The organism is Thalassobacterium maritimum, assembly GCF_031127805.1.
Classification (GTDB): Bacteria; Verrucomicrobiota; Verrucomicrobiia; order Opitutales; family Coraliomargaritaceae; genus Thalassobacterium; species Thalassobacterium maritimum.
In genome coordinates this window covers 41376-64542 of the sequence record NZ_JARXHW010000016.1, presented here as the reverse complement: position 1 = coordinate 64542, position 23167 = coordinate 41376, and the positions used below count along the sequence as shown (strand labels likewise).

At 52.2% G+C, this 23167-nt stretch carries 13 protein-coding genes; 11 read left to right on the top strand and 2 right to left on the bottom strand.

Going from position 1 to position 23167, the window contains the following annotated elements; genetic code table 11:
• The first annotated feature begins 23 nt into the window (after window positions 1–23).
• The 11 genes from QEH52_RS08825 to QEH52_RS08775 all read left to right on the top strand — a co-directional run bounded on the left by QEH52_RS08825 (window position 24) and on the right by QEH52_RS08775 (window position 17747).
• Window positions 24–1142 (top strand): ABC transporter substrate-binding protein, encoded by a 1119-nt coding sequence (locus tag QEH52_RS08825; RefSeq protein ID WP_308949805.1) that lies wholly within the window; start codon window positions 24–26, stop codon window positions 1140–1142.
• 1 nt (window position 1143) lies between these two features.
• On the top strand, window positions 1144–4575 hold the full coding sequence (locus QEH52_RS08820; RefSeq protein WP_308949804.1) for a DEAD/DEAH box helicase: 3432 nt from the start codon (window positions 1144–1146) through the stop codon (window positions 4573–4575).
• 799 nt (window positions 4576–5374) lie between these two features.
• Window positions 5375–7765, top strand: coding sequence for an EcoAI/FtnUII family type I restriction enzme subunit R (hsdR, locus tag QEH52_RS08815; protein ID WP_308949802.1), 2391 nt, complete (start codon window positions 5375–5377; stop codon window positions 7763–7765).
• Window positions 7766–7882: 117 nt separating this feature from the next.
• Window positions 7883–9556, top strand: a complete 1674-nt coding sequence (locus QEH52_RS08810; RefSeq protein WP_308949801.1) for an RNA-binding domain-containing protein — start codon at window positions 7883–7885, stop codon at window positions 9554–9556.
• Window positions 9557–9889: 333 nt separating this feature from the next.
• Window positions 9890–11329: a class I SAM-dependent DNA methyltransferase gene (locus QEH52_RS08805; RefSeq protein ID WP_308949799.1), complete on the top strand. Its 1440-nt coding sequence runs from the start codon at window positions 9890–9892 to the stop codon at window positions 11327–11329.
• On the top strand, window positions 11330–12661 hold the full coding sequence (locus tag QEH52_RS08800) for a restriction endonuclease subunit S (protein ID WP_308949797.1): 1332 nt from the start codon (window positions 11330–11332) through the stop codon (window positions 12659–12661).
• Window positions 12662–12703: 42 nt separating this feature from the next.
• Window positions 12704–13267, top strand: coding sequence for a DUF6932 family protein (locus QEH52_RS08795; protein WP_308949796.1), 564 nt, complete (start codon window positions 12704–12706; stop codon window positions 13265–13267).
• A complete protein-coding gene (locus tag QEH52_RS08790) occupies window positions 13264–14184 on the top strand; it encodes a hypothetical protein (RefSeq protein WP_308949793.1) in 921 nt (306 codons plus the stop codon). The genes QEH52_RS08795 and QEH52_RS08790 overlap by 4 nt, the downstream gene beginning before the upstream one ends.
• A 558-nt stretch (window positions 14185–14742) precedes the next feature.
• Window positions 14743–15585 (top strand): hypothetical protein, encoded by an 843-nt coding sequence (locus QEH52_RS08785; protein WP_308949791.1) that lies wholly within the window; start codon window positions 14743–14745, stop codon window positions 15583–15585.
• A 97-nt stretch (window positions 15586–15682) separates the two neighbouring features.
• Window positions 15683–16738, top strand: coding sequence for a FecCD family ABC transporter permease (locus QEH52_RS08780; RefSeq protein WP_308949790.1), 1056 nt, complete (start codon window positions 15683–15685; stop codon window positions 16736–16738).
• Window position 16739: 1 nt separating this feature from the next.
• Window positions 16740–17747 carry an ABC transporter ATP-binding protein gene (locus tag QEH52_RS08775; RefSeq protein ID WP_308949788.1) on the top strand — a complete coding sequence of 336 codons (1008 nt, stop codon included), beginning with the start codon at window positions 16740–16742 and terminating at the stop codon, window positions 17745–17747.
• On the opposite strand, the gene QEH52_RS08770 is transcribed toward QEH52_RS08775, so the two are convergent.
• Together QEH52_RS08770 and rpoC are read right to left on the bottom strand one after the other, a co-directional pair.
• Complete coding sequence (locus tag QEH52_RS08770; protein ID WP_308949787.1) at window positions 17744–18661, bottom strand: restriction endonuclease; 918 nt, start codon at window positions 18659–18661, stop codon at window positions 17744–17746. The two genes, QEH52_RS08775 and QEH52_RS08770, sit on opposite strands and share 4 nt — an antisense overlap.
• Window positions 18662–18880: 219 nt before the next feature.
• Window positions 18881–23128, bottom strand: coding sequence for a DNA-directed RNA polymerase subunit beta' (gene rpoC / locus QEH52_RS08765; protein ID WP_308949785.1), 4248 nt, complete (start codon window positions 23126–23128; stop codon window positions 18881–18883).
• Window positions 23129–23167: the final 39 nt, after the last annotated feature.

Here is a 23167-nt window from a genome sequence, read left to right as displayed (position 1 = left end):
TTTACTAAAAGACGACCTTGTATATGCAACAGCTTTTGACCACTGGCCTAATATTGATTTGGAGCATCGCTTGCTGCCATGCGGCAACGCCCCCAGCGAGCTCACTCGCATACGCGCAAAATTTCGAACTCGTCGAGCACCCCAACTACAAGCTACTAACGGTCAAAAACCTCTTCCGCAACTCCAGTCGTAGCCATCGCTACGCACTCGTGCCGCGCGAGGCAGCACTGCCGAAGCAATTACCTCAAGATGCGCTCGTCATTCGCACACCGGTGCGACGAGTCGTCGTCATGGAGACCGTTTACATCGGCTACTTGGACGCCCTCGAGCAACTCGATCGCGTCGTGGGGGCCGCCACCGTCGACTACATCAGTGAGCCTAGCATCCGAGAACGCACACGAGACGGCTCAATTAAAACCATCCAAATCGGCCAAAGTTTAAACATCGAAAGTCTACTGCTACTGCAGCCTGACTTAATCCTAACAAGCATTTCGGGCGACCCGACCTTTGACGTGCCACCGAAACTCATTCGTTCCGGCCTGCCAGTCGTCATCACAGCCAGCTACATGGAACGCCACCCACTCGCACGCGCGGAATGGATCAAATTCTTGGCACCATTTTTCGAAGTGTCCGAAAAGGCAAACGAAGTCTTTAAAGCATCCGCCCAGCGCTACGAAACACTGCGTGCATCCACTCAAAGCATACAAGAGCGCCCGAGCGTATTTAGCAGCGCCCCCTACTCTGGCACTTGGCACGTAGCCGGCGGCGATAGCTTCACCGCCCGAGCCATTAAAGACGCAGGTGGCCACTACCTCTGGTCCGACAACGACAGCCAAGGAGGGATTCCACTGGACACCGAACGTGTCTTTCTCAAAGCCGCCGAAGCGGACTACTGGATCGACCCCAGCGGGTATCGTAGCTTGGCGGAGCTCTTCGCTGCGGACCCTCGCTTTGCCAAATTTCGCGCCACACAGATTGGGCATGTTTACAACAATACCCGTCAAGTCGGCCCGCACGGCGGCAACAATATATGGGAGCGCGGGATCGTCCATCCCGAAGAAGTCCTTGCCGACCTCATCAAGATCTTCCACCCAGAGCGACTGCCCGAACACGAACTGATCTATTACGAAAATTTAAAATAACATGGAGTCTTACCGACCGAACCAAGCTTTCGAATTACAGTATCCAGAATGGAACGATTGGCATGCGACGACTTTGAGGGAAATTTCCGCCCCCAAAACACTCGAACAGGGATGCATGCTTTTCGTGGATGGTCAGGTGACTCAGCTCAATCCCCTTTACGGGCAAGTGGGCTTTGAGGCCAGGGTGCGTGCCGACAAAGAATACTCACTTACCCTGCAGAGATTGCCTCAACAAAACCCCACCTGGCAGTGTGAATGTAATCGGGGCAATCATGCGGCACCCTGCAAGCACACAGTCGCGACATTAGCCGCGCTGGCCTACATCTTTCATCAATACAATTTTATAAACCTAAGCCCCATCCAGGCCAATATAGACCTACTCGCTCGAAGCATTGACCTCAGCTCGAAAACCAGCCGTAAGCAACTGACTCGACTTCGCCTCGAGCCCCATAACCAAAAGACCGCCATCGTTCGAGGAAACGCCGCCCTCCCCCAAGAATTATGCTATCAAGTGAACCCCTACTGTCACTTGAACTCAAAAGCGAAAACTTGTCTTCAACTCCCACTCTACGATGAATGGGGTGCAGTAGTCGAGCTGCACCGCTATGCCACAGAAAAGCAGATCCAGTTCGAAGCGGAAACGAGCCCCAAGCAGTATACTGAGATTCGACCGCAGATCGGAATTATCCATCCTGAAATCTCCTTCGACTATGCCTCCAAAAAACAATTGGTGATAGTAGACTCTACATTCAAAGAAGAGAAGTCGGACTCAGTCGTCGAATATTTCTCCGATGAAGGCGTGCTTTTGTCCGACGGCACACTCGCGGAAGTCGCCATCGAGGACATTGAATACCTCCTCGACACCTTCGAGCCCGCCACAGACCATTATGAATCCGGGGAAACAGCCGCCATCGGCATTTCCCCAGAAAACTTCAACAGTCTCGCTCTCGCACTCGACAGCCAGCAGCGCACAAAGCTCAGAAAGGCTAAATTCGCACGAAATGGAGTTCCCGTCATTCTTGAGCCCGGCAATGCCGGTAGCACGCCACTCAAACTATCGCTGCGAATCAAATCCCCCAGTAAGTCCAGAAAGAGTGACTACACTTACTCTTTGAACGCCACTGTCGATCAGCATTTAGTGGATACCTCCAGCTTCATCTCTGGCTGGTGGGATCTAGCCAATAAAGCCGCGCGGGGCGTGCCCCTCATGGGCAGTCAGTCACGCATTCGGAAGTTACTCGAAATTTCAAACCAGCTGCCGCTGCTCCCGAACACCAAGGAACGCTATGCTTTAATCGATGCGATGCTGGAATGTCCCAGCTTTAAGAAGCCCGAATTCCGCAAGGCTGCCAAACGTTTTTTAAAGTCGATCGAATCCAACTACTGTCGCGGAAATGAGACGATTCCGATGATTTTCAAAAATGGCAGTAAGCGAGGCTCCACCCAATCTCCTTGGCGACAAGTGCAGCTCCCCATGGCTGCCATCCTACAAATCATTACAGAGTTAAATCTGGTTAGCAGCACATACGCTAGCAATCGAAAGCGTTCGGACAGCAAGCAAGATGAGCTCGCGATCTTACAGCGGCTCGCCTTGGTCTGCGATGCCAACGAGATCGAGCTCTCAGTGGACGGGCAGCCGCTGGAGTCCGTCGCGATCGACATCGACATCGCAGCGATGTCCGATGCCAAGCTCGACTGGTTTGAGCTCAAGGCAGAAATTCGTTGCGGCGAAGCGACCATACCACGCGCTCAATGGGAACTGCTGCTGCAAGGGCAACTCTTGATTAAGATCAATGGCCGCACCGTCATTCCGCAGCTCGACAAGGAAGCCGCCGTGCGACAGCTCATCGCCCTGGTCCCCGACCTCGCTAAGGGTTCCAAGCACAAGCAAGACGAAGCCATCGGCAGGGCCTCGCGCTTGGACATCCTGCAGTGGATCGCCCTCCGGCGCGAAGGTGCCCATGTGCAGCTGCCTGCAGCAGCCGAGACAATCTTCAATGCCTTGCTCACATTCGAAGGCATCCCTAAGCGCCCACTTCCACGCAGCATTCAGGCAAAGCTGCGTGACTACCAAAAGCACGGCTATGATTGGCTGGTATTTCTATACGAGCACCGTTTTGGTGCCTGCTTAGCAGATGACATGGGACTAGGTAAAACCCTCCAAGCGATCGCTTTCCTCACCTACGTTAAAAATCACACAAAGACTCGCACACGCTTCCTGGTGGTAGTGCCCCCCAGCCTACTCTTTAACTGGCGCAACGAGTTTGATCAATTTTCCCCGAAAATAAAGATTGCGGAATACGCAGGCACAAAGCGCGACTTCACCAGCTGTAAAAAGGCCGACCTCATTCTAACCACCTACGACATTCTCCGCCGCGACATAAAAATCATAGCAGCGGAGCACTTCGAAGCAGTCGTCTTTGACGAAGCACAAACGCTCAAAAATCACACTTCACGCCGCACTAAAGCCGCCCACCGCTTAAATCGACGCTTCACACTTTGCCTCACAGGCACGCCCATGGAAAATCATCCCGGCGAATTTCACACCATTATGGAACTGGCGCTTCCAGGGCTGATGGGCAGCTACGATGCTTTTCAAAAAGATCTACGCGAAGGCAACCGGACGCCCCTACGCCGCGCACAGCCCTTCCTGCTACGACGGACCAAGAGCGCCATCCTCAAAGAGCTACCGCCCAAGCAAGAGACGGATCTCTATCTCGACATGAGCAAAGAGCAAAAAGAGATCTACACCCGCACCGTTGGCGAGGTGCGTGAAGAAGTGCTCTCCGCCTACCAAGAAAAGACCAAATCGCAAGCAGGCATCGTCGCGCTCGCCGCGCTGACTCGCCTAAGGCAGACTTGTGTTTCCCCTCAGCTGCTGGGTAAGCCCATGAAAAAGCCAGCACCAAAGATCGACTATCTAAACAACAAGTTAGCCGAACTTGTAGACGAAGGACACTCCGCCCTAGTCTTTTCGCAGTTTATCGGCAGCCTCGACTGCATCGAAACCGCCCTCATAGCACAAGGTCTGGCCCCGCTCCGACTCGACGGCTCCACCCCCACCACCAAGCGTAAGCAGTTGGTCGAAACGTTTCAAAAATCAAAGACGCCGCAGGTATTTTTAATCAGCCTCAGAGCTGGAGGCGTCGGACTCAACCTAACGAACGCCAGTTATGTAATACACGTAGATCCTTGGTGGAACCCCGCCGTCGAAAACCAGGCCAGCGATCGTGCCCATCGCATCGGACAAAAGCAGACCGTCTTCATACAACGCCTACTCATGCGCCACACCGTCGAAGAAAAAATCATGGTGCTCAAGAAGCGTAAACAAGCACTGTTTGAATCGATCGTAAACGAGGACAGTTCCGGTAAAAAAGGTCAGGCACTCATCAGCAAAGAAGACTTCCAGTTTCTACTGTCTGAAGAAACTTAGAGCCATTTGGTATGCGAACGTGCGAAGATCGAACATTGAACATCGAACAATCCTAGAAAGTAGTTGAACCGTGATTCAACCTTCATCCGGCAGTCGGCCTAGGATCGATCATCTTAAACCCCTGATTTACATTAATTTGCGCCAACATAGGCTGTCGCCAAATTGGCGAATTAAAATTGGAATCAATAAAAGACACCTATAATTCCCAAGCACATTACTAGCAGAGACTTATGCCGCCACAATTAACGGAAATTAACGTAATTAACGGTTCGACTCATTTTTTTAGGTTCAAGCGCAAATTCAATGTTCGACGTCCCCCGTACCTCCGCTCCAACACAGACTCATTCAACATTCGATGTTGGACGTTCGACGTTTCCCGTTCCCCATCCCCCCGTTCCCCCTGTAAATGTCCTAGCTTCCGTAGTGTGGCCAGAAAGAGCAGTCAGAAGACAGAGGCCAGTGACCAGCTGTGAATATCAATAATTTATCGCACTTCCCGTCTCGTCAAAATGGCGCATGCCGTGATCTTCATAACGAACGGATTCACAGTGCCTGGATTCTGATTTCTGAATTAAGGCTCATGTATCCTTAGAATTGGCATAAATCACTAACGCCGAATATCACTCCTTGGCTCTGCTTTGCTCTTGATGACCTGTTGATATAACGCAACGTAATACGGAATTACGCTTCAGCTAGAAAACAGACGTATCCAAGATAAGACGAAACTGAATGCCTCATCACAATTACAAAGATAACGCCCCAGTCAACTTTCCCTCGACAGACTCACCAAGCTAGCAGCATGAATAAAAAAGACCTAAGTGAACGCGACATCTGCACGAAGTTCATTAATCCCAGTATCAAGAGCGCTGGATGGGACATCGACACACAGGTTCGCGAAGAAGTCGGCTTTACCGATGGTCGCATCTACGTCAGGGGAAAACTTCACACCCGCGGCGCACAGAAACGCGCGGACTACATTCTCTACTACAAGCCCAACATCCCTATCGCCGTCATCGAGGCGAAGGACAATAAACACACCGTCGGCGCGGGCATCCAACAAGCGCTCGACTATGCTGAAACGCTGGAGATTCCCTTCGTCTTCAGTAGCAACGGCGACGGCTTCATCTTTCACGACCGCACTATCACTTCCGGCCAGATCGAATCAGAGCTAGACCTCGATTCATTCCCATCCCCCGAAACCCTTTGGGAGAAATACAAAGCCTACAAAGGCATCTCCGAGGAAGCGGCCTCGATTGTCTCACAAGACTATTTCTCTGACGGCTCAGGCCGCTCCCCCCGCTACTACCAGCAGATCGCCATCAACCGCACCGTCGAAGCCGTTGCGAAGAACGAAGGCGACAACCGCCACATCCTCGTCATGGCGACCGGAACGGGCAAAACCTACGTCGCCTTCCAACTGATCTACCGCCTCTGGAAAAGCGGGATAAAAAAGCGCATTCTTTTCCTGGCCGACCGCACCTCCCTCATTGACCAAACCGTCCGGGGCGACTTCCGCCACTTCAAGGACGCGATGACTGTGATCAAGCACAAGCAGATCGATACCGCCTACAATATCTACCTCGCGCTCTATCAAGGCCTCTCCGACAACAAAAACCCGGACAACGACGCTTACAAACAATTCAGCTCCGACTTCTTCGACCTAGTCATCGTCGACGAGTGCCATCGCGGTAGCGCCCGCGAAGACAGCAAGTGGCGGGAGATTCTCGAATACTTCAAAGGTGCCACTCACATTGGCCTGACCGCTACGCCCAAAGAAACCAAGGTCGTTTCCAGCTCCGAATATTTCGGTGATCCACTCTACACCTACTCGCTCAAGCAAGGCATCGACGACGGATTCCTCGCACCCTACAAAGTGATCAAGGTCACTCTCGACATCGACGCCGAGGGTTGGCGTCCGCCAAAAGGCTTCAAGGATAAGGACGGCCAAGAGGTCGAAGACCGCATTTATAACCGCACCGATTTCGACAAACACATCATCGTCGAAGAACGCCGCCAACTGGTCGCCCAAAAGATCACCGAATTCCTCAAGGGCAGCGATCGCTTCTCCAAAACCATCGTCTTCTGTGTCGATATCGAGCACGCCGAAGGCATGCGCAAGGCACTGGCCAATGCCAACCCCGACCTCGTCTCAGCAAACAGCAAATACGTGATGCAAATCACGGGCGACAACAAGGAAGGGAAGGATCAGCTCGACGCCTTCATCCACCCTGCCGAGACTTACCCTGTCATCGCGACGACCTCCAAGCTCATGACCACGGGTGTCGACGCTCAGACCTGTAAGCTCATCGTGCTCGACTCGAACATCGGCTCCATGACCGAGTTCAAGCAAATCATCGGACGCGGCACCCGCATTAACGAAGACTACGGCAAACACTACTTCACCATCATGGATTTCCGTAGTGTCACCGCGCTCTTCGCCGACAAAGATTTCGACGGCGATCCCGTCCGAGTGAAGGAAGCCGGCGAAAACGACGACATCTCCAGCACCGACGAAGAAAGCGACGATTCCCCGATCACCGACGAACTCACCGGCGACGACATCGAATTCCCAGAACCAGACACGCCCGATATCACCTTGGGCGAAGAAGGAGCCGAATACGGCAAGAAGCGCAAGGTCACGGTCAATGGCGTCGAAGTCACCGTGATCAAAGAGCGCGTTCAATACATGGGCGGCGACGGCAAGATCATCACCGAGAGCTTGCGCGACTACACCCGCAAGAACGTCCGCACCAGCTACAGCTCTCTAGATGCCTTCCTGATGTCCTGGCGCGAAGCCGACAAAAAACGCGCCATCGTCGAGGAGCTCGAACAACATGGCGTCCTCTTCGCCGCCTTGCAGGATGAAGTCGGCTCCGCCTTCGATCCCTTCGACCTCATTTGCCACGTCGCCTTCGAGCAAAAACCACTCACCCGCAAGGAACGCGCCGACAACGTCAAGAAGCGCAACTACTTCACCAAGTATGGCGACCTCGCCCGCACCGTCCTCGATAGCCTGCTCGATAAATACGCCGACGACGGCCTACTCGACCTCGAGAACCCCGCCATCATCACACTCGATCCCATCAAACGCCTCGGCACTGCCCCCGAAATCGTTCGCGCCTTCGGCGGCAAGCCCTCCTACGACGCCGCCATCCGCGAACTCACCAACGAACTCTACCACAGCGCGTAAGCAGAAGTCACTTGACGCACCCTTTAGCCAGATTATGACTTTTCTCATCAACACCTCCCACACCTCTCCACGATGTGCCCCCCGGGAGGTTTCTTTTTGCCCGAATTCCAAGAAACAATGAAATCTAAAATGGAACTCACAGAACGACTACACAGGCTCATCTCCGCTTGGGAAAGCGAAGTAGTTGAGTTCAAACAGGCAGATAACAATTTCAAAACATCAGAGTTAGGCCACTACTTCTCGGCCTTAGCCAATGAGGCAAATCTCAGAGGTATTGAATCAGCCTGGCTGGTCTTTGGAGTAAACAATAAAACCAGAACCATCTGCGGAACCAATTACAAACCCAAGCCAGAACATTTGATGGCCCTCAAAAACGATGTTAGAGCAGGCCTCGAGCCTTCGATGACATTTCGCGAGATCCACGAGATTGAACTCCCGGAAGGACGGGTCTTGCTATTTGAGATACCACCCGCACCCGCGGGCATGCCAATCGGATGGAACGGCTTTCGTTATGCCCGCTCAGGTGAAAGTTTGTGCGCCCTCGACATCGAGAAGGAGGATCGCATCCGAGCTCAATCTTCGAAGGAAGAATGGGCCGCTGGCATCGCTTCCAACGCCACGATGAGCGACCTATCGCCCGAAGCATTACAACGTGCACGCCAAATTTTCAGCAAAAATAATACGTTTCGGTTTAGTGAAGAGGAAATCGAGCAATGGCAGGACATTGACTTCCTCCAAAGACTCGGACTGCTTCGTGACAATCAAATCACAAATGCCGCACTACTCCTGTTAGGACGCCCGGAATCCGCAGTCCTGCTCAATCCTCATCCAGCACAAATCACATGGAAACTGGAAAGCACGGAATCAGCCTATCAGCACTACGGACCTCCTTTTTTGCTCAACACGAGCATCATCTATCAGCGCATTCGTAATATAAAGATACGCCTATTACCCGCCAATGAATTGATTGGAGAAGATGTCAGTAAATACGATCAAAAGGTCGTATTGGAAGGTCTCCACAACGCAATCGCTCATCAAGACTACCGCCAAAATGCTCGTGTTATTCTGACCGAATTCACCGATACCCTAAGTATTGAAAACGAAGGAACATTCTACGAAGGCGATCCCAGCCTTTACATCGAAGGGCGCAAGACTCCGCGCCGTTACAGAAATACTTTTCTAGTCAAAGCCATGGCTCAACTGGGAATGATCGATACTATGGGCTACGGAATCCATCGGATGTATCGCAAACAAGCAGCGCGTTCGTTCCCACTGCCCGATTATAATCTTTCCGATAATAATGCCGTGCAACTCACCCTCTACGGCAAGATAGTCGACCCTGCGTATACACGTCTACTCCTACAACACACTGAGATCCCTCTTAATGATGTGATGGCTCTCGACCGCATCCAAAAAGGACTGCCTGCCGATGACCGCATCGTTGCGCGCCTTCGTAAAGCCAAGTGGATCGAAGGCCGTAAACCGAACCTACACATCTCTGCCGAAGTTGCGGCGGCGACCGAAAGCAAAGCGGCTTACATTCGCACCCGTGCACAAGACGATACTTTCTATGAAAAACTGATTATCGATTATTTAAATCAATACAACAGAGCCAGCCGGACTGAAATCGATCAACTACTTCTCAGTAAACTGAGCGACGGACTGACAGAAGCGCAAAAGACAAACAAAGTCCGTAATCTCTTAACTCGCCTACGTATTGAGAAGAAAATACATAATATCGGCTCTCGTGGTAAACCAAGCTGGGCTTTACTAAAAAGTAATGACATTTAGCAAAGAAAACTCGAATCCTAGTAAAGAAAGAGGCGAATACTTATTCACATCTCATTCACTACAAGCCGCTTAAGCTTTACTAACTCATAAAAAAATCGAGTGCGCTATATTCCACATTGGGCCGCTTAAATCTTATTTTCGCTCATTTGCGCCACATTGCACCATTCGTGCCTTGAGCCACAATCTCAGAAAAACCTTTATTGATTTTCAACGACTTACAAAATCACACAACCTCATTCTTATTTGCCGTCATTTGCACCGGCACCGAAAAAGAGCCAATCTGACACACTTTTCGCGTTAAATTTTCAAACTTCCCACTTCCCACTTCAAAAAATGCCAAATATCTCATCTATCGTCAAAAACGTCCGCAACATCATGCGGAACGAAGACCAGGGAATCTCTGGCGACGCCCAGCGCCTCGAACAGCTCGGCTGGATGCTCTTTCTCAAGATCCTCGATGAGAAGGATCAGGAGCTCGAATGCATCCGCGAGGACTACAGCTCCGTCATTCCGGAACCATTCCAATGGCGCACCTGGGCGACCGACCCCGAAGGCATCACCGGCGACGAACTGCTGACCTTCATCGACCATCCGACCGACGGCCTGTTTGCCCACTTGAAGCAACTCCAGTCGAGTAAAGCCCCCAAGCGCGCCGCCATCGTGCGGGAAGTCTTTGACGGCTTAAACAACTACATGAAGTCCGGCTTCGCCATGCGCAAAGTCATCAACCAGCTCAACGGCTTCGACTTCAACAACTCCGAAGACCGCCACATCTTCGGCACCATTTACGAGTCCATCCTGATCGAACTGCGCGATGCCGGCAACAAGGGCGAATACTACACGCCCCGCGCCATCACTCAGCTGATGACGCAAATGACCGCGCCCAAGCTCGGCGAAAAGATCCTCGACCCCGCTGCGGGCACGGGCGGCTTCCTCAGCGCCGCCATCGACTACGTCCGCGAGCACGAAGTCCACACCCTCGACGACGAGGCCATTCTTCAAAACACCATCACCGGCTGGGAATACAAGCCCGTCGCCTATGTGCTCGGCCTCACCAACCTCATCCTGCACGGCATCGACGTGCCCGACTACCACTATCAGGACAGCCTGAAGGTGGAATACAACGGTATCGGCCCCAAGCAGCAGGTGAACTGCATCCTCGCCAATCCGCCCTTTGGCGCGGGCATCGCCGACGGCGTCGAGACCAACTTCCCCACCTCTTTCCGTTGCCGGGAATCCGCCGACCTCTTCGTGATCCTCATGATCCAGCTGCTCAAAGCCAATGGCCGCTGCGCCATCGTCCTGCCCGACGGCTGCATCACCGGCGACGGCTACAAAGAGCGCATCCGCGAAAAACTCCTCACCGACTGCAACCTCCACACCATCGTCCGCCTCCCGCAGTCCACCTTCCACCCCGCCACGGTTTCCACCAACCTGCTCTTCTTTACAAAAGGCAGCCCAACCAAAGAAATCTGGTATTACGAGCACCGCCTGCCCGCAGGCCAAAAGAGCTACTCAAAAACCAAGGTCATCCAGTTCGACGAATTCGCCCCCATGATCGAATGGTGGGACCAACGCGAAGAAAGCGAAGTCGCTTGGAAGGTAAAGGTCGAGGACTTGAAAGACGGCTTTGATTTGGATGTGAAGAATCCAACCAGCTCCGAAGTCGAGGAAACCTTGAGTGTTAAAAAATGCCTCTTCGAACTTCGAAAATCTCTCGGCAAAGTGGAAACTGCGCTGAAGGCTGTCGAAACCGAATACACCGGAAAATAGATGAAACGTATCGGTGATATTCTAACCCGCTACAAAGTAGCGGAAACCGTCAAAGATGACGTGACCTACAAACAGGTCACCATCGGAACCAACTACAAAGGCGTCCGGCTGCGGGGAACCAAGCTTGGCATCGAGATCGGAACAAAAAATCAATGGTTGGTTAAAGCGGGGCAATTCATCCTCAGTCGAATCGACGCTCGTAATAGCGCCTTTGGAATTATTCCCGACGACTTGGAGGGCGCACTCGTCACGAACGACTTCATGGCTTATGAGGTCAATGAAGACGAAGTGAATCGCGACTTCTTCAACGTCTTTCTTCAATCACCTCAGTTTCTTGAAGCTTGCATCAAGGCGAGCCGTGGCAACACCAACAGGAAACGAGTTCAGGAAGAGTTTTTCCTGAACTACGAAGTCAATCTCCCCGACATCGAGCACCAGCGACTTTTAATCCAGAAGATCGAACGAGCCAAGGCAGCGATGGCCACCGCCGAAAGTGAAATCGCCCACCAGCAATCCCTACTCGGCAAGCTCAAGCAAGCCATCCTGCAGGAGGCGATTCAGGGCAAGCTGACGGAGGACTGGCGCAAAACGACCCCAGACGTGGAACCCGCCAGCGACCTGCTCCAACGCATCCAAGCCGAAAAAGCCAGCCTCATCGCCGTAAAAAAAATCTGTAAAGAAAAACCACTACCCGAAATCACCCCTGAAGAAATCCCCTTCGAGATTCCTGAGGGATGGAAGTGGTGCCGATTGGGGCAGATAATTGAAGAAAAGCCAAGGAACGGCATTTCTCTGAAGCCTGTAGATTACGTAACAGATGCCAAAACTCTGAAGCTCTCAGCTACGTCCTCCGGAACTTTTAATGGCACAGAATGCAAGTATCTCGACCTAGAAGTTGAAGAAGATTCATATCTATGGCTGAGAGATGGCGATATTTTGATCCAACGAGCCAACTCTTTGGAGCTGGTTGGAACTGCGGCTGTATATCGTGGTAATGAGCATGAGTTTATTTACCCTGATCTGATGATGAAATGTCGCGCAGTATTTGCGGTCGGAACTGACTATTTGCACCATGTTCTAACGTCTCGGACAACCCGTGATTACTTTACCCGAAAGGCTACTGGATCTGCTGGAAATATGCCGAAAATCAATCAAGGAACTGTTATCCAAACACTGATCCCCCTCCCCCCGCTCGCTGAGCAAGTCGCCATCGTCGAACGGGTTGAGGCACTGATGACGACCTGCCAAGCACTCGAAGCGGAAATTGAGCACTCCCGCACCCACGCCGCCGATCTCCTGCAAGCCGTGCTCAAAGAAGCCTTCTCAAATTAAAAACTATTGAACATAAGAGCATAATCTGATCTCCTAACGTCTATGTCTGCGACCATTCCAAACTTTGACCACAATATGGTGCTGCCGCCGCACCGAGGAAATCCAACGCAGCTAACAGATTTATCCCCTTATCCGTGCACGAGCCTGGAACTGTGCAAACAGTTTGGCACCTCACCTGAGCGAATCACGATACTAAACGGGTTTCTTGACTTCAGGGCTCAACTGGCCACCCATGGTCTAATCAATGGCTATCAGTGGCTGGACGGCAGTTTCATGGAAGATGTTGAAACTCGTGAAAAACGGGCACCGAATGATCTTGATTTACTCACGATTTACTGGAGCTACGACATCGCTTTTCAAAGCAGCTTAGTCGCCCAAGTTCCAGAGTTTGCCAATAATACTGAAGCAAAAGCTCGCTTCAAACTGGACCACTACGCCATCGATGCGGGGCACTCGCCTCAGCTCACAGTCGAACAGATTCGCTATTGGCTACAACTCTTCACGCACAACCGGGACGGAGTCTGGAAGGGCATGCTCAAGATTGACTTAAATACTCCTGCAGAGGATAGTGAAGCGAAAGCCCATTTAGAGAAAATTGTGCTATGACGACACGACGAACCAGAGATTTCATTAAGACTCAGCTACTTGAGACAGAGCGCCTGATTGAACTCACAGGCGAGCACCCCGTCATGGCCCTAGGACTCTCTCAGCGCAAAGAGGAATTGAATGAAATGCTGCAACAGCTCCCTATCGGCAACAAAGAGCCGCGCACCGTTCTCTTTTTCTCAGGCGAGCCAGTGGTTGGTTCGACTGGCATCGATGCAAGCTTCGCAGGTCGTATTCTAGCTCCATTCCAAAATATGGTCATGAGCGAACATGCACAACGTTGGCATGGCGCATTGGGCAGTCGTGGACGACGCACGGGGGAAGAAGAATCGCGCCTCATCCTGACAGGATTACCGCGCGGCTCTTTTGGACTAGAACTTTCCAAAGCAAACAACGAGGAACTCTTTGAAGAAGACCAGCTCGCTGACACACTCGCGCACGTCACTCGCTTAGTCGAATCCGCCGGCCGTAGCGATGAAGACTTTGCGGCAGAGCTTGATGACACCGCGCCAAGAGTCATTCAAAGCCTACGAGAATTCCTCAAAGTAGTGTCAGAAGGACATGCGGGCTTACGGATGGAGTCTGGCGACTACCGCTGCACCTTAAATCCAGTCGAAGCCTCCGACGCCTATGACCGAGTTAATTCCACTCAGACAAGTGAAACTGTGATTCAAGAACGAGGCGTATTCAAGGGGCTATTACTTGAGTCATGGCGCTTTGATTTCGTGAACGACGCTGGTCACAAAATTTCCGGAAAGCTGGATGACAACCTTTCTAAAGAACAAGCAGTTGAGTTGTTAAAGAATTACACAGAGGAGCATTGTATTGCTGATTTAGTAAAAACGACTGTGTTGTTCAAAAATGGTAAAGTGCGAACATCCTATACGCTTAATGGCTTGAGAACCGCAAACGACTAAATCCCAAAGAGAAGTTTCAAACGCGGCAAACTCACAACAATAGATTCGAATTGGATCAAGCGCTTCACCCCACTGCGAACCACAGTCAATGATTCAGCGACAGATACGCATCAATGAATCATCGCTAAATCAGTGCGCATGACAGATCTCAACAAGACCTTAAGCGACTACATTTAAACGAAAAATCATTCGTTGATATCTCAGCTAACTTCTGAAGATTGCTCTAGCGATGTGACGCCAGTCACGTCAACAGTCCACAAGCCCCAAGCGCAGCTGGACCTTGCTCGCGCAAGTTCGCTACGAGCCAATTTTCGTGAGTCGCGCCCTACGCCGGTAGGCCATTCAACATTCGACCTTGGACGTTGAACGTTCGACGTTCCCAAGACCTTGCTCGCGCAAGTTCGCTACAGGTCATAGTCTCCAGTCACGTCAACAGTCGCCGGGTCCCAATCACGGCTGGACCTTGAACGTTCAATCTGTCTCGATTCCATCTGTCGAAATACACTATCATCTGCAACTAATCGCTTCCTTCTTTTCCGGTAATCCATTCAGTAAACAATGCACCCATCCGAAAGATTCCTCGCTCCCAACACTATTCTGACGGGGGTGCCGCTCAAGCAATTGATCGACGCCAAACTGGTCGGGCTGATCGCGGAATCTTTTGCTGCTGTGGATGCTAATTTCGACGTTCAGGCCTTTACTCTGGCGGCCAGTCGAGGGCTGGAAAGCTTTGAACTCAAAGACCGCGCACGTCATATTGCTCACGCCCTGAATCAACAGTTGCCCAAGGACATCGGTCGGGCCTGCGAGCTCGTCATCCAATCCTTTGGCTCAAAACTGGAAGTCACACAAGACTACGGTCTCGCGCCGATGTTCTACATGCCGCACTCCGAGTGGATCGGGCGCTACGCAGTTGCCGACTTCGAAAACGGGATGCGCGCCAACTACGAGCTCACCCAACGCTACACGGCAGAGTTTAGCATTCGCCCGTTCATTATTGAGCATGAGACGGACTGTCTCCAAGCATTGGAGACATGGTGCCAAGATCCAAACCCACATGTGCGACGCCTCGTCAGCGAAGGCACTCGCTCGCGCCTGCCATGGGCAATGCGACTGAAGAATATACAAGTCGAACCAACACTCAGTTTGCCGCTGCTGGAACAGCTGAAAGATGACCCTGAGCTCTATGTGCGGCGCTCCGTGGCGAACCACTTGGGCGACATTGCTAAAGACCACCTGGAACTGGTATTAGAAACCTGCAAACGCTGGCTCGCAGAGAGCGCTGCCATGAGCGATCGGGCACGCGCAAAGAACCGCCGTTGGGTCATTCGCCATGCTTTGCGCTACCCCGCAAAGAAAGGCCATCCTGCTGCGCTCAAAATACGCCTGGCGGCGAAATAGTTTGATTGCGCCAAAGCAGCTGCTCGACTAGAGTCAGAAATCATGATTATAGACGAACGCTTCAAAGCAAACGCTCACGACCCGTGCTAATTATATTGTGAGCAATACGATCAACCAGGCATCCATGCGTAGGCTTTGGCTCTTTCTGATCATCGGGCTAGGCTTGTTGATTGTGTCGGCTCTCAGCATTTGCTTGGGCAGTGCGAATTTCTCTTTGGGCGAGGTATTACAGGCCTTGCTCGGCAACGAGAGCGTCAACGCGATACATCGGCAGATCATAGTGGACTTTCGACTGCCGCAAGTGATGACCGCGCTACTCGCAGGTGCGGCCTTGGGCACAGCTGGACTGCTGATGCAGACGGTCTTTCGCAATCCGCTGGCAGATCCCTTTGTGTTGGGTGTCAACTCTGGCGCGAGTCTAGGCGTCGCCGTCGTGCTGCTAATCATAGGCCCCGTTGGCTTAACTTTAACGGATGGCTTGGAGAGTTCGGGGCAAATGCTCTTGATCCTAGCCTCCAGTGGAGGCGCTGCGGCGACACTCTTTGTCGTGTTACTGTTGTCGCGACGCGTGGACATTATGTCGGTGCTGATCATTGGACTCATGATTAGCTACACCATCGGCGCACTGGTGAGCATCTTGATGTTCTTCAGCATGGCCGAACGCTTACAGTCTTTTATCAACTGGTCTTTTGGCGACTACGGCAATGTGAGTTGGCCACAAATGAAGTTTTTCGCGCCAGCGATTTTAGCCGGCATTGGCTTAAGCGCGCTTTTCATGAAACCGCTGGATGCGCTACTACTGGGCGAACACTATGCGGAAAGTGTGGGCACGCGCGCGAAACAAGTGCGCTTCTTCGTGCTACTGGGCGCGTCGCTACTCGCAGGCACGGTGACGGGATTTTGCGGACCGATTGGCTTTCTCGGCATCGCAGCGCCTCACTTAAGCCGTTATCTTTTTCAAACCAGTCAGCACCGTGTGCTCATTCCGGCTTCAATCTTAGTGGGCGCCCTACTTTCCGCCTCTGCCGATTTAGTGGCACGTGGGCCCGGCTTGGACCTAGTGCTGCCGCTAAATGCCATTACTGCACTGGTGGGCGCACCCGTCATTATTGCAGCACTGGTCAAACAACGTAAACTGAAGCGACTGTTCTAAGATGGCAAGCGAGGCATTACTCACCGCAAAGCAATTGAGCATCGGCTACCAACACGGCGCCGAAAGCAGTACGATCGCACAGACACTCGACTGCGCCTTGCATGGGGGCGAATTCGTCTGCCTACTCGGCCCCAATGGTGCGGGCAAATCGACTTTGATTCGTACACTGGCTGGCATGCAACCCCCGCTCTCGGGCAAATTGACGCTTTCAGGCCAAGAATTGAACTCCATCGCACCGCGAGAACGGGCACGCGCTGTCAGCGTGGTGCTGACGGATACCATGCCCACCGGCATGATGGATGTGCACTCGCTAGTCTCCCTCGGCCGGCACCCCTATTCTGGCTGGTTTGGCGGGCTGACGGCTCACGATCAAGAACGTGTCACTTGGTCGCTAAATGCGGTCGGTGCCATGCCATTGGCCAACCGCCAAGTCGCGGAATTGAGCGACGGGGAGCGGCAAAAGGTATCCATCGCGCGCGCACTGGCACAAGAGGCGAAGTTAATGCTACTCGACGAGCCAACCGCATTTCTTGACTTACCACGCCGCGTGGAACTGATGTCGATCCTGCGTAGCTTGGCTCGCAAGGAGAACCTGGCCCTACTACTCTCGACCCACGACTTAGATTTAGCGCTACGCTTTGCCGATCGTCTGTGGCTAATGACGCCTACGGGGCAATTGATTCAGGGGCCCCCAGAAGCGCTCGCGCTGAATGGGCAATTTGCCGAGGTCTTTGCCAACGACAAGCTCGATTGGGACGCAGCCGCGGGTAGCTTTCGCACGCATCCCATGGCCTGCTTAAAAGTGAAACTTGAAGGCGCCGGTCTAGAACGCATCTGGACACAGCGCGCTCTGGAGCGATTAGGCTTCGGCATCGCAAGCGAACACGACACTGCCAGTTTTGCGATCACAGTGGGCTCAGGTCGCTGGAGCGTTGAACACGCCGCAAAGCGTGAAGCGTTCGATGGCATCGAAGACTTGATCACATGGATTCGTTCATTCGCGGCTTAGACCTCCGCGAAATAATCAGTATCGATTCGCTTCACTTCATAATTCGAGGCACTAGCCACACCGATTCCGTGATTAAACATAAGCTTCGCAAGACGCTGCCCATCAATTAGAATGATCTTTGATTCAATGTGCGACACATACTCAAGGGCTCCGCTGGAGAAAGTAGAGGTCGTAATAAAGATGCCTTTTCGCGCACGTTGCCCCTGAAGAGCTCCTGCAAATTTTTGAATTTCAGGCCTGCCAACGCTCCCCTCCCAACGCTTCGCCTGCAAATAGATAATGTCTAAGCCTAAAGGATCTTCCTTGATGATACCATCGATCCCTTCATCGCCAGAACGTCCAAGCGCTTCGCCAGCATCCTTTCTACTTCCGCCATAGCCCATGCGAACCACTAAATCAACGACTACCTGTTCTAAAAACTCCGGTGGATTACTCATGGTTAAGGCTAACAAATCAGCTTCCACTTGTGATCTGACTTTTAGATATGCATTTTCAAGTGCTTCTTCTGGAGTCTGCTCCTCTTCATCGGGAACTTCCTCTGAACTCGTAGATGACTCAACACTTTGTTTCTTCCTATTACGAAAGTCGCGATATTCTTGGAATTCATTAAGAATTTTAAGATCTACGCGATCAGGATGCTGAGAGAGGACCTGACGGCCCTTATCCGTGATTATAGATACGGCTCTACGTGGTGACTCAAGTAAGCCTGCTTGTGAAATATGAGATTTTGCCCAGCCAACGCGGTTATCAAAAAGACGAGCTCCGCCACTAGGCAGCATCTCACGCCTCTCCTCTTCAGTTAAATCAAAAAGATCGGCCAATCCATTTACTAAATCACGATTGAGGTGTTCTTCACCATCCTCGTGAGCTTTAAGGAGAGGCCTCATCAGGGACTGAAAATCTGGTATTGCCATATATCGAATATCACAATTCATCAACTAACGTCCTACAAGAGCAAATAATAATCCCCCTTAGCAAGAGCTAGGAATACTAGTTTTAATCCTCCGCAATAGTACGCACCGATACAGCGCGGCCGTCTAAAGACGGGACTCCAACCTTTGCTGCGTGGGGCTGAACGCAAAAGAGCCGCCCTTTGCAGGGCGGCTCTTTGTAAATAATATCCTAGCTAGCGATTAGCTGGCTTCGGCATCGGGTGAGTCAGTGGTCTCAACATCAGACTCGATTGCATCCGCTTCAGGAACGACCGCTTCTACGGGCTCGGGCGTGCCTTCTGCGTTGAACTCTGGTGTTGGCAAGGCCACACCTTCGATGCGCTCGGCTGCTTCTTCGGGGCTGAGCTGCTCCATCTCGGCACCGAGAGTGTCGATGCGCAAGTTGCGGTAGGCTGGAAGGCCGGTGCCCGCAGGAATCAAGTGACCCATGATGACGTTTTCCTTGAAGCCCTTGAGCATGTCGACCTTGCCCAATGTGGAGGCATCGGTGAGCACGCGAGTGGTTTCTTGGAAGGACGCGGCAGAGATGAAGGACTCTGTTTCAAGCGATGCCTTGGTAATACCGAGTAGCACCGGCTCACCTTCAGCAGGCATACCGCCAGCATCTTCAATGTGCTCGTTGGCCGACATGAACGTGAAGCGATCAACTTGCTCACCCCAGAAGAAGTCGGAGTCACCTGGATCGGTGATGCGGATCTTCTTAAGCATTTGCGAGATGATGACTTCGATGTGCTTGTCGTTAATTTCCACACCTTGCAGACGGTAGACTTTTTGAATCTCAGAGATGAGATAGTCTTGCACAGCGGAGGGTCCGAGAATCTCGAGGATTTCGTGCGGATCGGCGCCACCTTCTGTCAGGTTCTGGCCCTTGTGGACGAGGTCACCGACTTGAACAACGAGGTGCTTACCGTGTGGGATGAGGTGTGCTTCTTCATCACCCGACTCTGGATCGGTCACTAGAAGCTTCTTCTTACCACGGACAGTGCCATCCAAGGAAACGATACCATCGATCTTAGCCATCTCCGCGGCGTCCTTAGGACGACGTGCTTCGAAGAGCTCAGCAACACGTGGCAGACCACCGGTAATGTCTTGCGTCTTGGACGCTTGACGTGGGGTCTTGGCAAGCATGGTGCCGGGAGCGATTTCGTCGTCATCATTAACAGCAACCTGAGCTCCAGTAGGAATTGCATAAGTAGCAATGGTCTTACCGGAGTCGTCGACGATGTTGACCGCAGGGTTCAAGTCTTCCTTGTGCTCGATCACCACAGTGGCGATACGACCGGTGGACTCATCAAGCTCGCGCTTAATAGTCACACCAGGAATCATATCAGTGAAGCTGATACGACCTGCCTTCTCGGAGAGAATTGGGATGTTGTGCGGATCCCACATGGAGAGGATTTCACCCTTCTCGATGGTTTCACCGTCGCCCTTAGTCAGAACGGAACCAACTACGATCTTATAGGTTTCGATTTCGCGATCGTCCTCGTCGAGGATTTGCACAGAACCAGTCTTGTTAAGAACGATGTTCGCACCATCTGCAGTCTGCACGATACGGAGGCCCTTATAAACAACCTTACCACCGGTGCGGATCTTAATTTCAGGATTCTTAAGCACACCCGATGCAATACCACCGATGTGGAAAGTACGCATGGTCAGCTGAGTGCCGGGCTCACCAATCGACTGAGCCGCGATGATACCAACAGAAGAGCCACGCTCGACCATAGCCGAGTATGCAGGATTGATTCCGTATTCAAGTGCGGTGATACCGACCTTCTTACGTGTGGTGAGTGCGGAAAGAACTTTCACACGCTCGACGCCGACATCTTCGATCTTGCGGGCTGCTTCCTCTGAAATCAGTTCACCGTTTTTGACGAGGAACTCGTCAGGGTTGAGCGGATTCTTGATATCGTTGGAGGAGCAACGGCCGACAATACGGTCGTAAAGAGAAACGATTTCGTCGTCACCTTCGTAGATCGCATATTTCCAGACACCGTCACGGTTGCCATCGTCGAAGTCTTCAACGATGCAGTCCATAGCAACGTCACAGAGCTTACGAGTGAGGTAACCAGCATCCGCAGTCTTAAGCGCGGTATCGGCAAGACCCTTACGAGCACCGTGTGTCGAGATGAAGTATTCGAGAACAGAAAGACCTTCGCGGAAAGAGGAAAGAATCGGACGTTCGATAATTTCACCGGATGGCTTGGCCATCAAACCACGAGTTCCGCAAAGCTGACGGACTTGTTGTTTGTTACCACGAGCACCAGAATCCATCATCAAGTAAACGGGATTCACAGACTCTTTGCCACCATTGGACTTAAGCTCTTCGAATACCGCCTTAGCGATGTCATCCGTGCAACCAGTCCAGATATCGATGATCTTATTGTAACGCTCACCTTCGGTGATGATACCCTTCTTATACTGACCTTCGACTTCGTCGATCTTCTTACGAGAGCCCTTAACAATGCCAGGCTTCGCAGCAGGAATGATCATGTCATCGATACCGATGGAGACACCAGCACGGGTTGCGATCTTAAAGCCTGTATCCTTGAGGCGGTCGAGAGTGGTGACGGTGCGCTCGCGGCCGACAGTCTTGTAGGTCTGGAGAATGAGGTCACCCAACTTGCCTTTAGGCACTGGGAAGTTAACGAAACCAAGTTCGTTGGGCCAGATGGTATTGAAGATGACACGCCCCACTGTGGTGCGGATCACCTTCTTCTCGGAATTGCCAAATACACTGCCTCCCTTTTCGAAGTCAGGGTTAATGTAGTTGATCCAATCGTGCACGTTGAGAGCACCATCGACGACTGCGGAGTCGAGCTCGTCGGCATCGACGACCATAGGCAGACGCTCGCCTTCCTTTGGCTTGACGGGTGGGTCCAGCGTGAGGAAGTAGGAACCGAGAACGATATCCTGCGATGGAGTCAAAATCGGCTTACCAGAAGATGGTGAGAAGATATTGTGCGTCGCCATCATTAGCGTCTTTGCTTCCATCACTGATTCCAGCGAGAGAGGCACGTGAACCGCCATTTGGTCACCATCGAAGTCAGCATTATATGCAGTACAAACGAGTGGGTGCACACGAATCGCATCACCTTCAATCAACACAGGCTCGAAGGCCTGAATGGAAAGACGGTGCAATGTAGGCGCACGGTTCAAGAGAACTGGGTGGCCTGCTGTGACTTCTTCAAGAATATCCCAAACTTCTGGCGACTGCTTTTCGATCATCTTACGTGCGCCGCGAACGGTGTGCACGAAGCCGAGCTCTTTGAGGCGACGGATGATGAATGGCTCGAAGAGAACCAATGCCATTTTCTTAGGCAGACCACATTGGTTCAGCTTAAGTGATGGACCGGAAACAATCACGGAACGACCGGAGTAGTCAACGCGCTTACCGAGCAAATTCTGACGGAAGCGCCCCTGCTTACCCTTGAGCATATCAGAGAGCGACTTGAGCGGACGGTTGCCAGCACCAGTGACGGCGCGACCGTGACGACCATTATCGAAGAGCGCATCCACAGCCTCTTGCAGCATGCGCTTCTCATTGTGAATGATCACGTCTGGAGTCTTCAGAGAAAGAAGATTCTTCAGGCGGTTGTTACGGTTGATGACACGACGGTAAAGGTCGTTCAAATCCGAAGTCGCAAAGCGGCCACCTTCAAGCGGCACCAAGGGACGAAGGTCTGGTGGAATGACTGGAAGCACTTCGAGGACCATCCACTCTGGGCGAGTGCCGGATTCCATGAAGCCTTGAATGGTCTTCAAACGCTTGGAGATCTTCTTCTTGATCTGCTTCGAGCGAGTGGCGTGCATTTGCTCGTGCAACTCGACGACAGTAGACTCCAAGTCCACCAATGCGAGTGCGTCGCGCACTGCTTCAGCACCCATGCGAGCGACGAAGGAATCTTCGCCATACTCTTCTTGGGCCTGTAGGTATTCACGATCTGTCAGGAGTTGACGCTCTTCAAGCGGTGTCTTGCCTGGATCGATCACGAGGTAGTTCTCGTAGTAGATAACGCGCTCGAGGTTACGTGCAGTGATATCAAGCAGCAAGCCAAGGCGGCTAGGCATGCTCTTCAGGAACCAGATGTGAGAGACAGGGACAGCGAGTTCGATGTGGCCCATGCGGTCACGGCGAACGCGAGACACAGTGACTTCAACGCCACAGCGGTCGCAAATCACACCCTTGTATTTGATACGCTTGTATTTACCACAAGCGCACTCGTAGTCGCGCACAGGGCCGAAGATGCGTTGGCAGAAAAGACCGCCTGGCTCTGGCTTGAATGTGCGATAGTTAATCGTTTCGGGATTTTTCACCTCACCACGGGACCATTCGCGAATGGCCTCGGGGGCGGCGACTGTAATGCCGACACGGTCGAATGATTTGGTGGCTTCATAGCCTAGGACGTCGCGTGCTACTTCGTTGCTCATTTAGTAAACCTTTTTTGAAATGTTGCGGAATAAAGGATG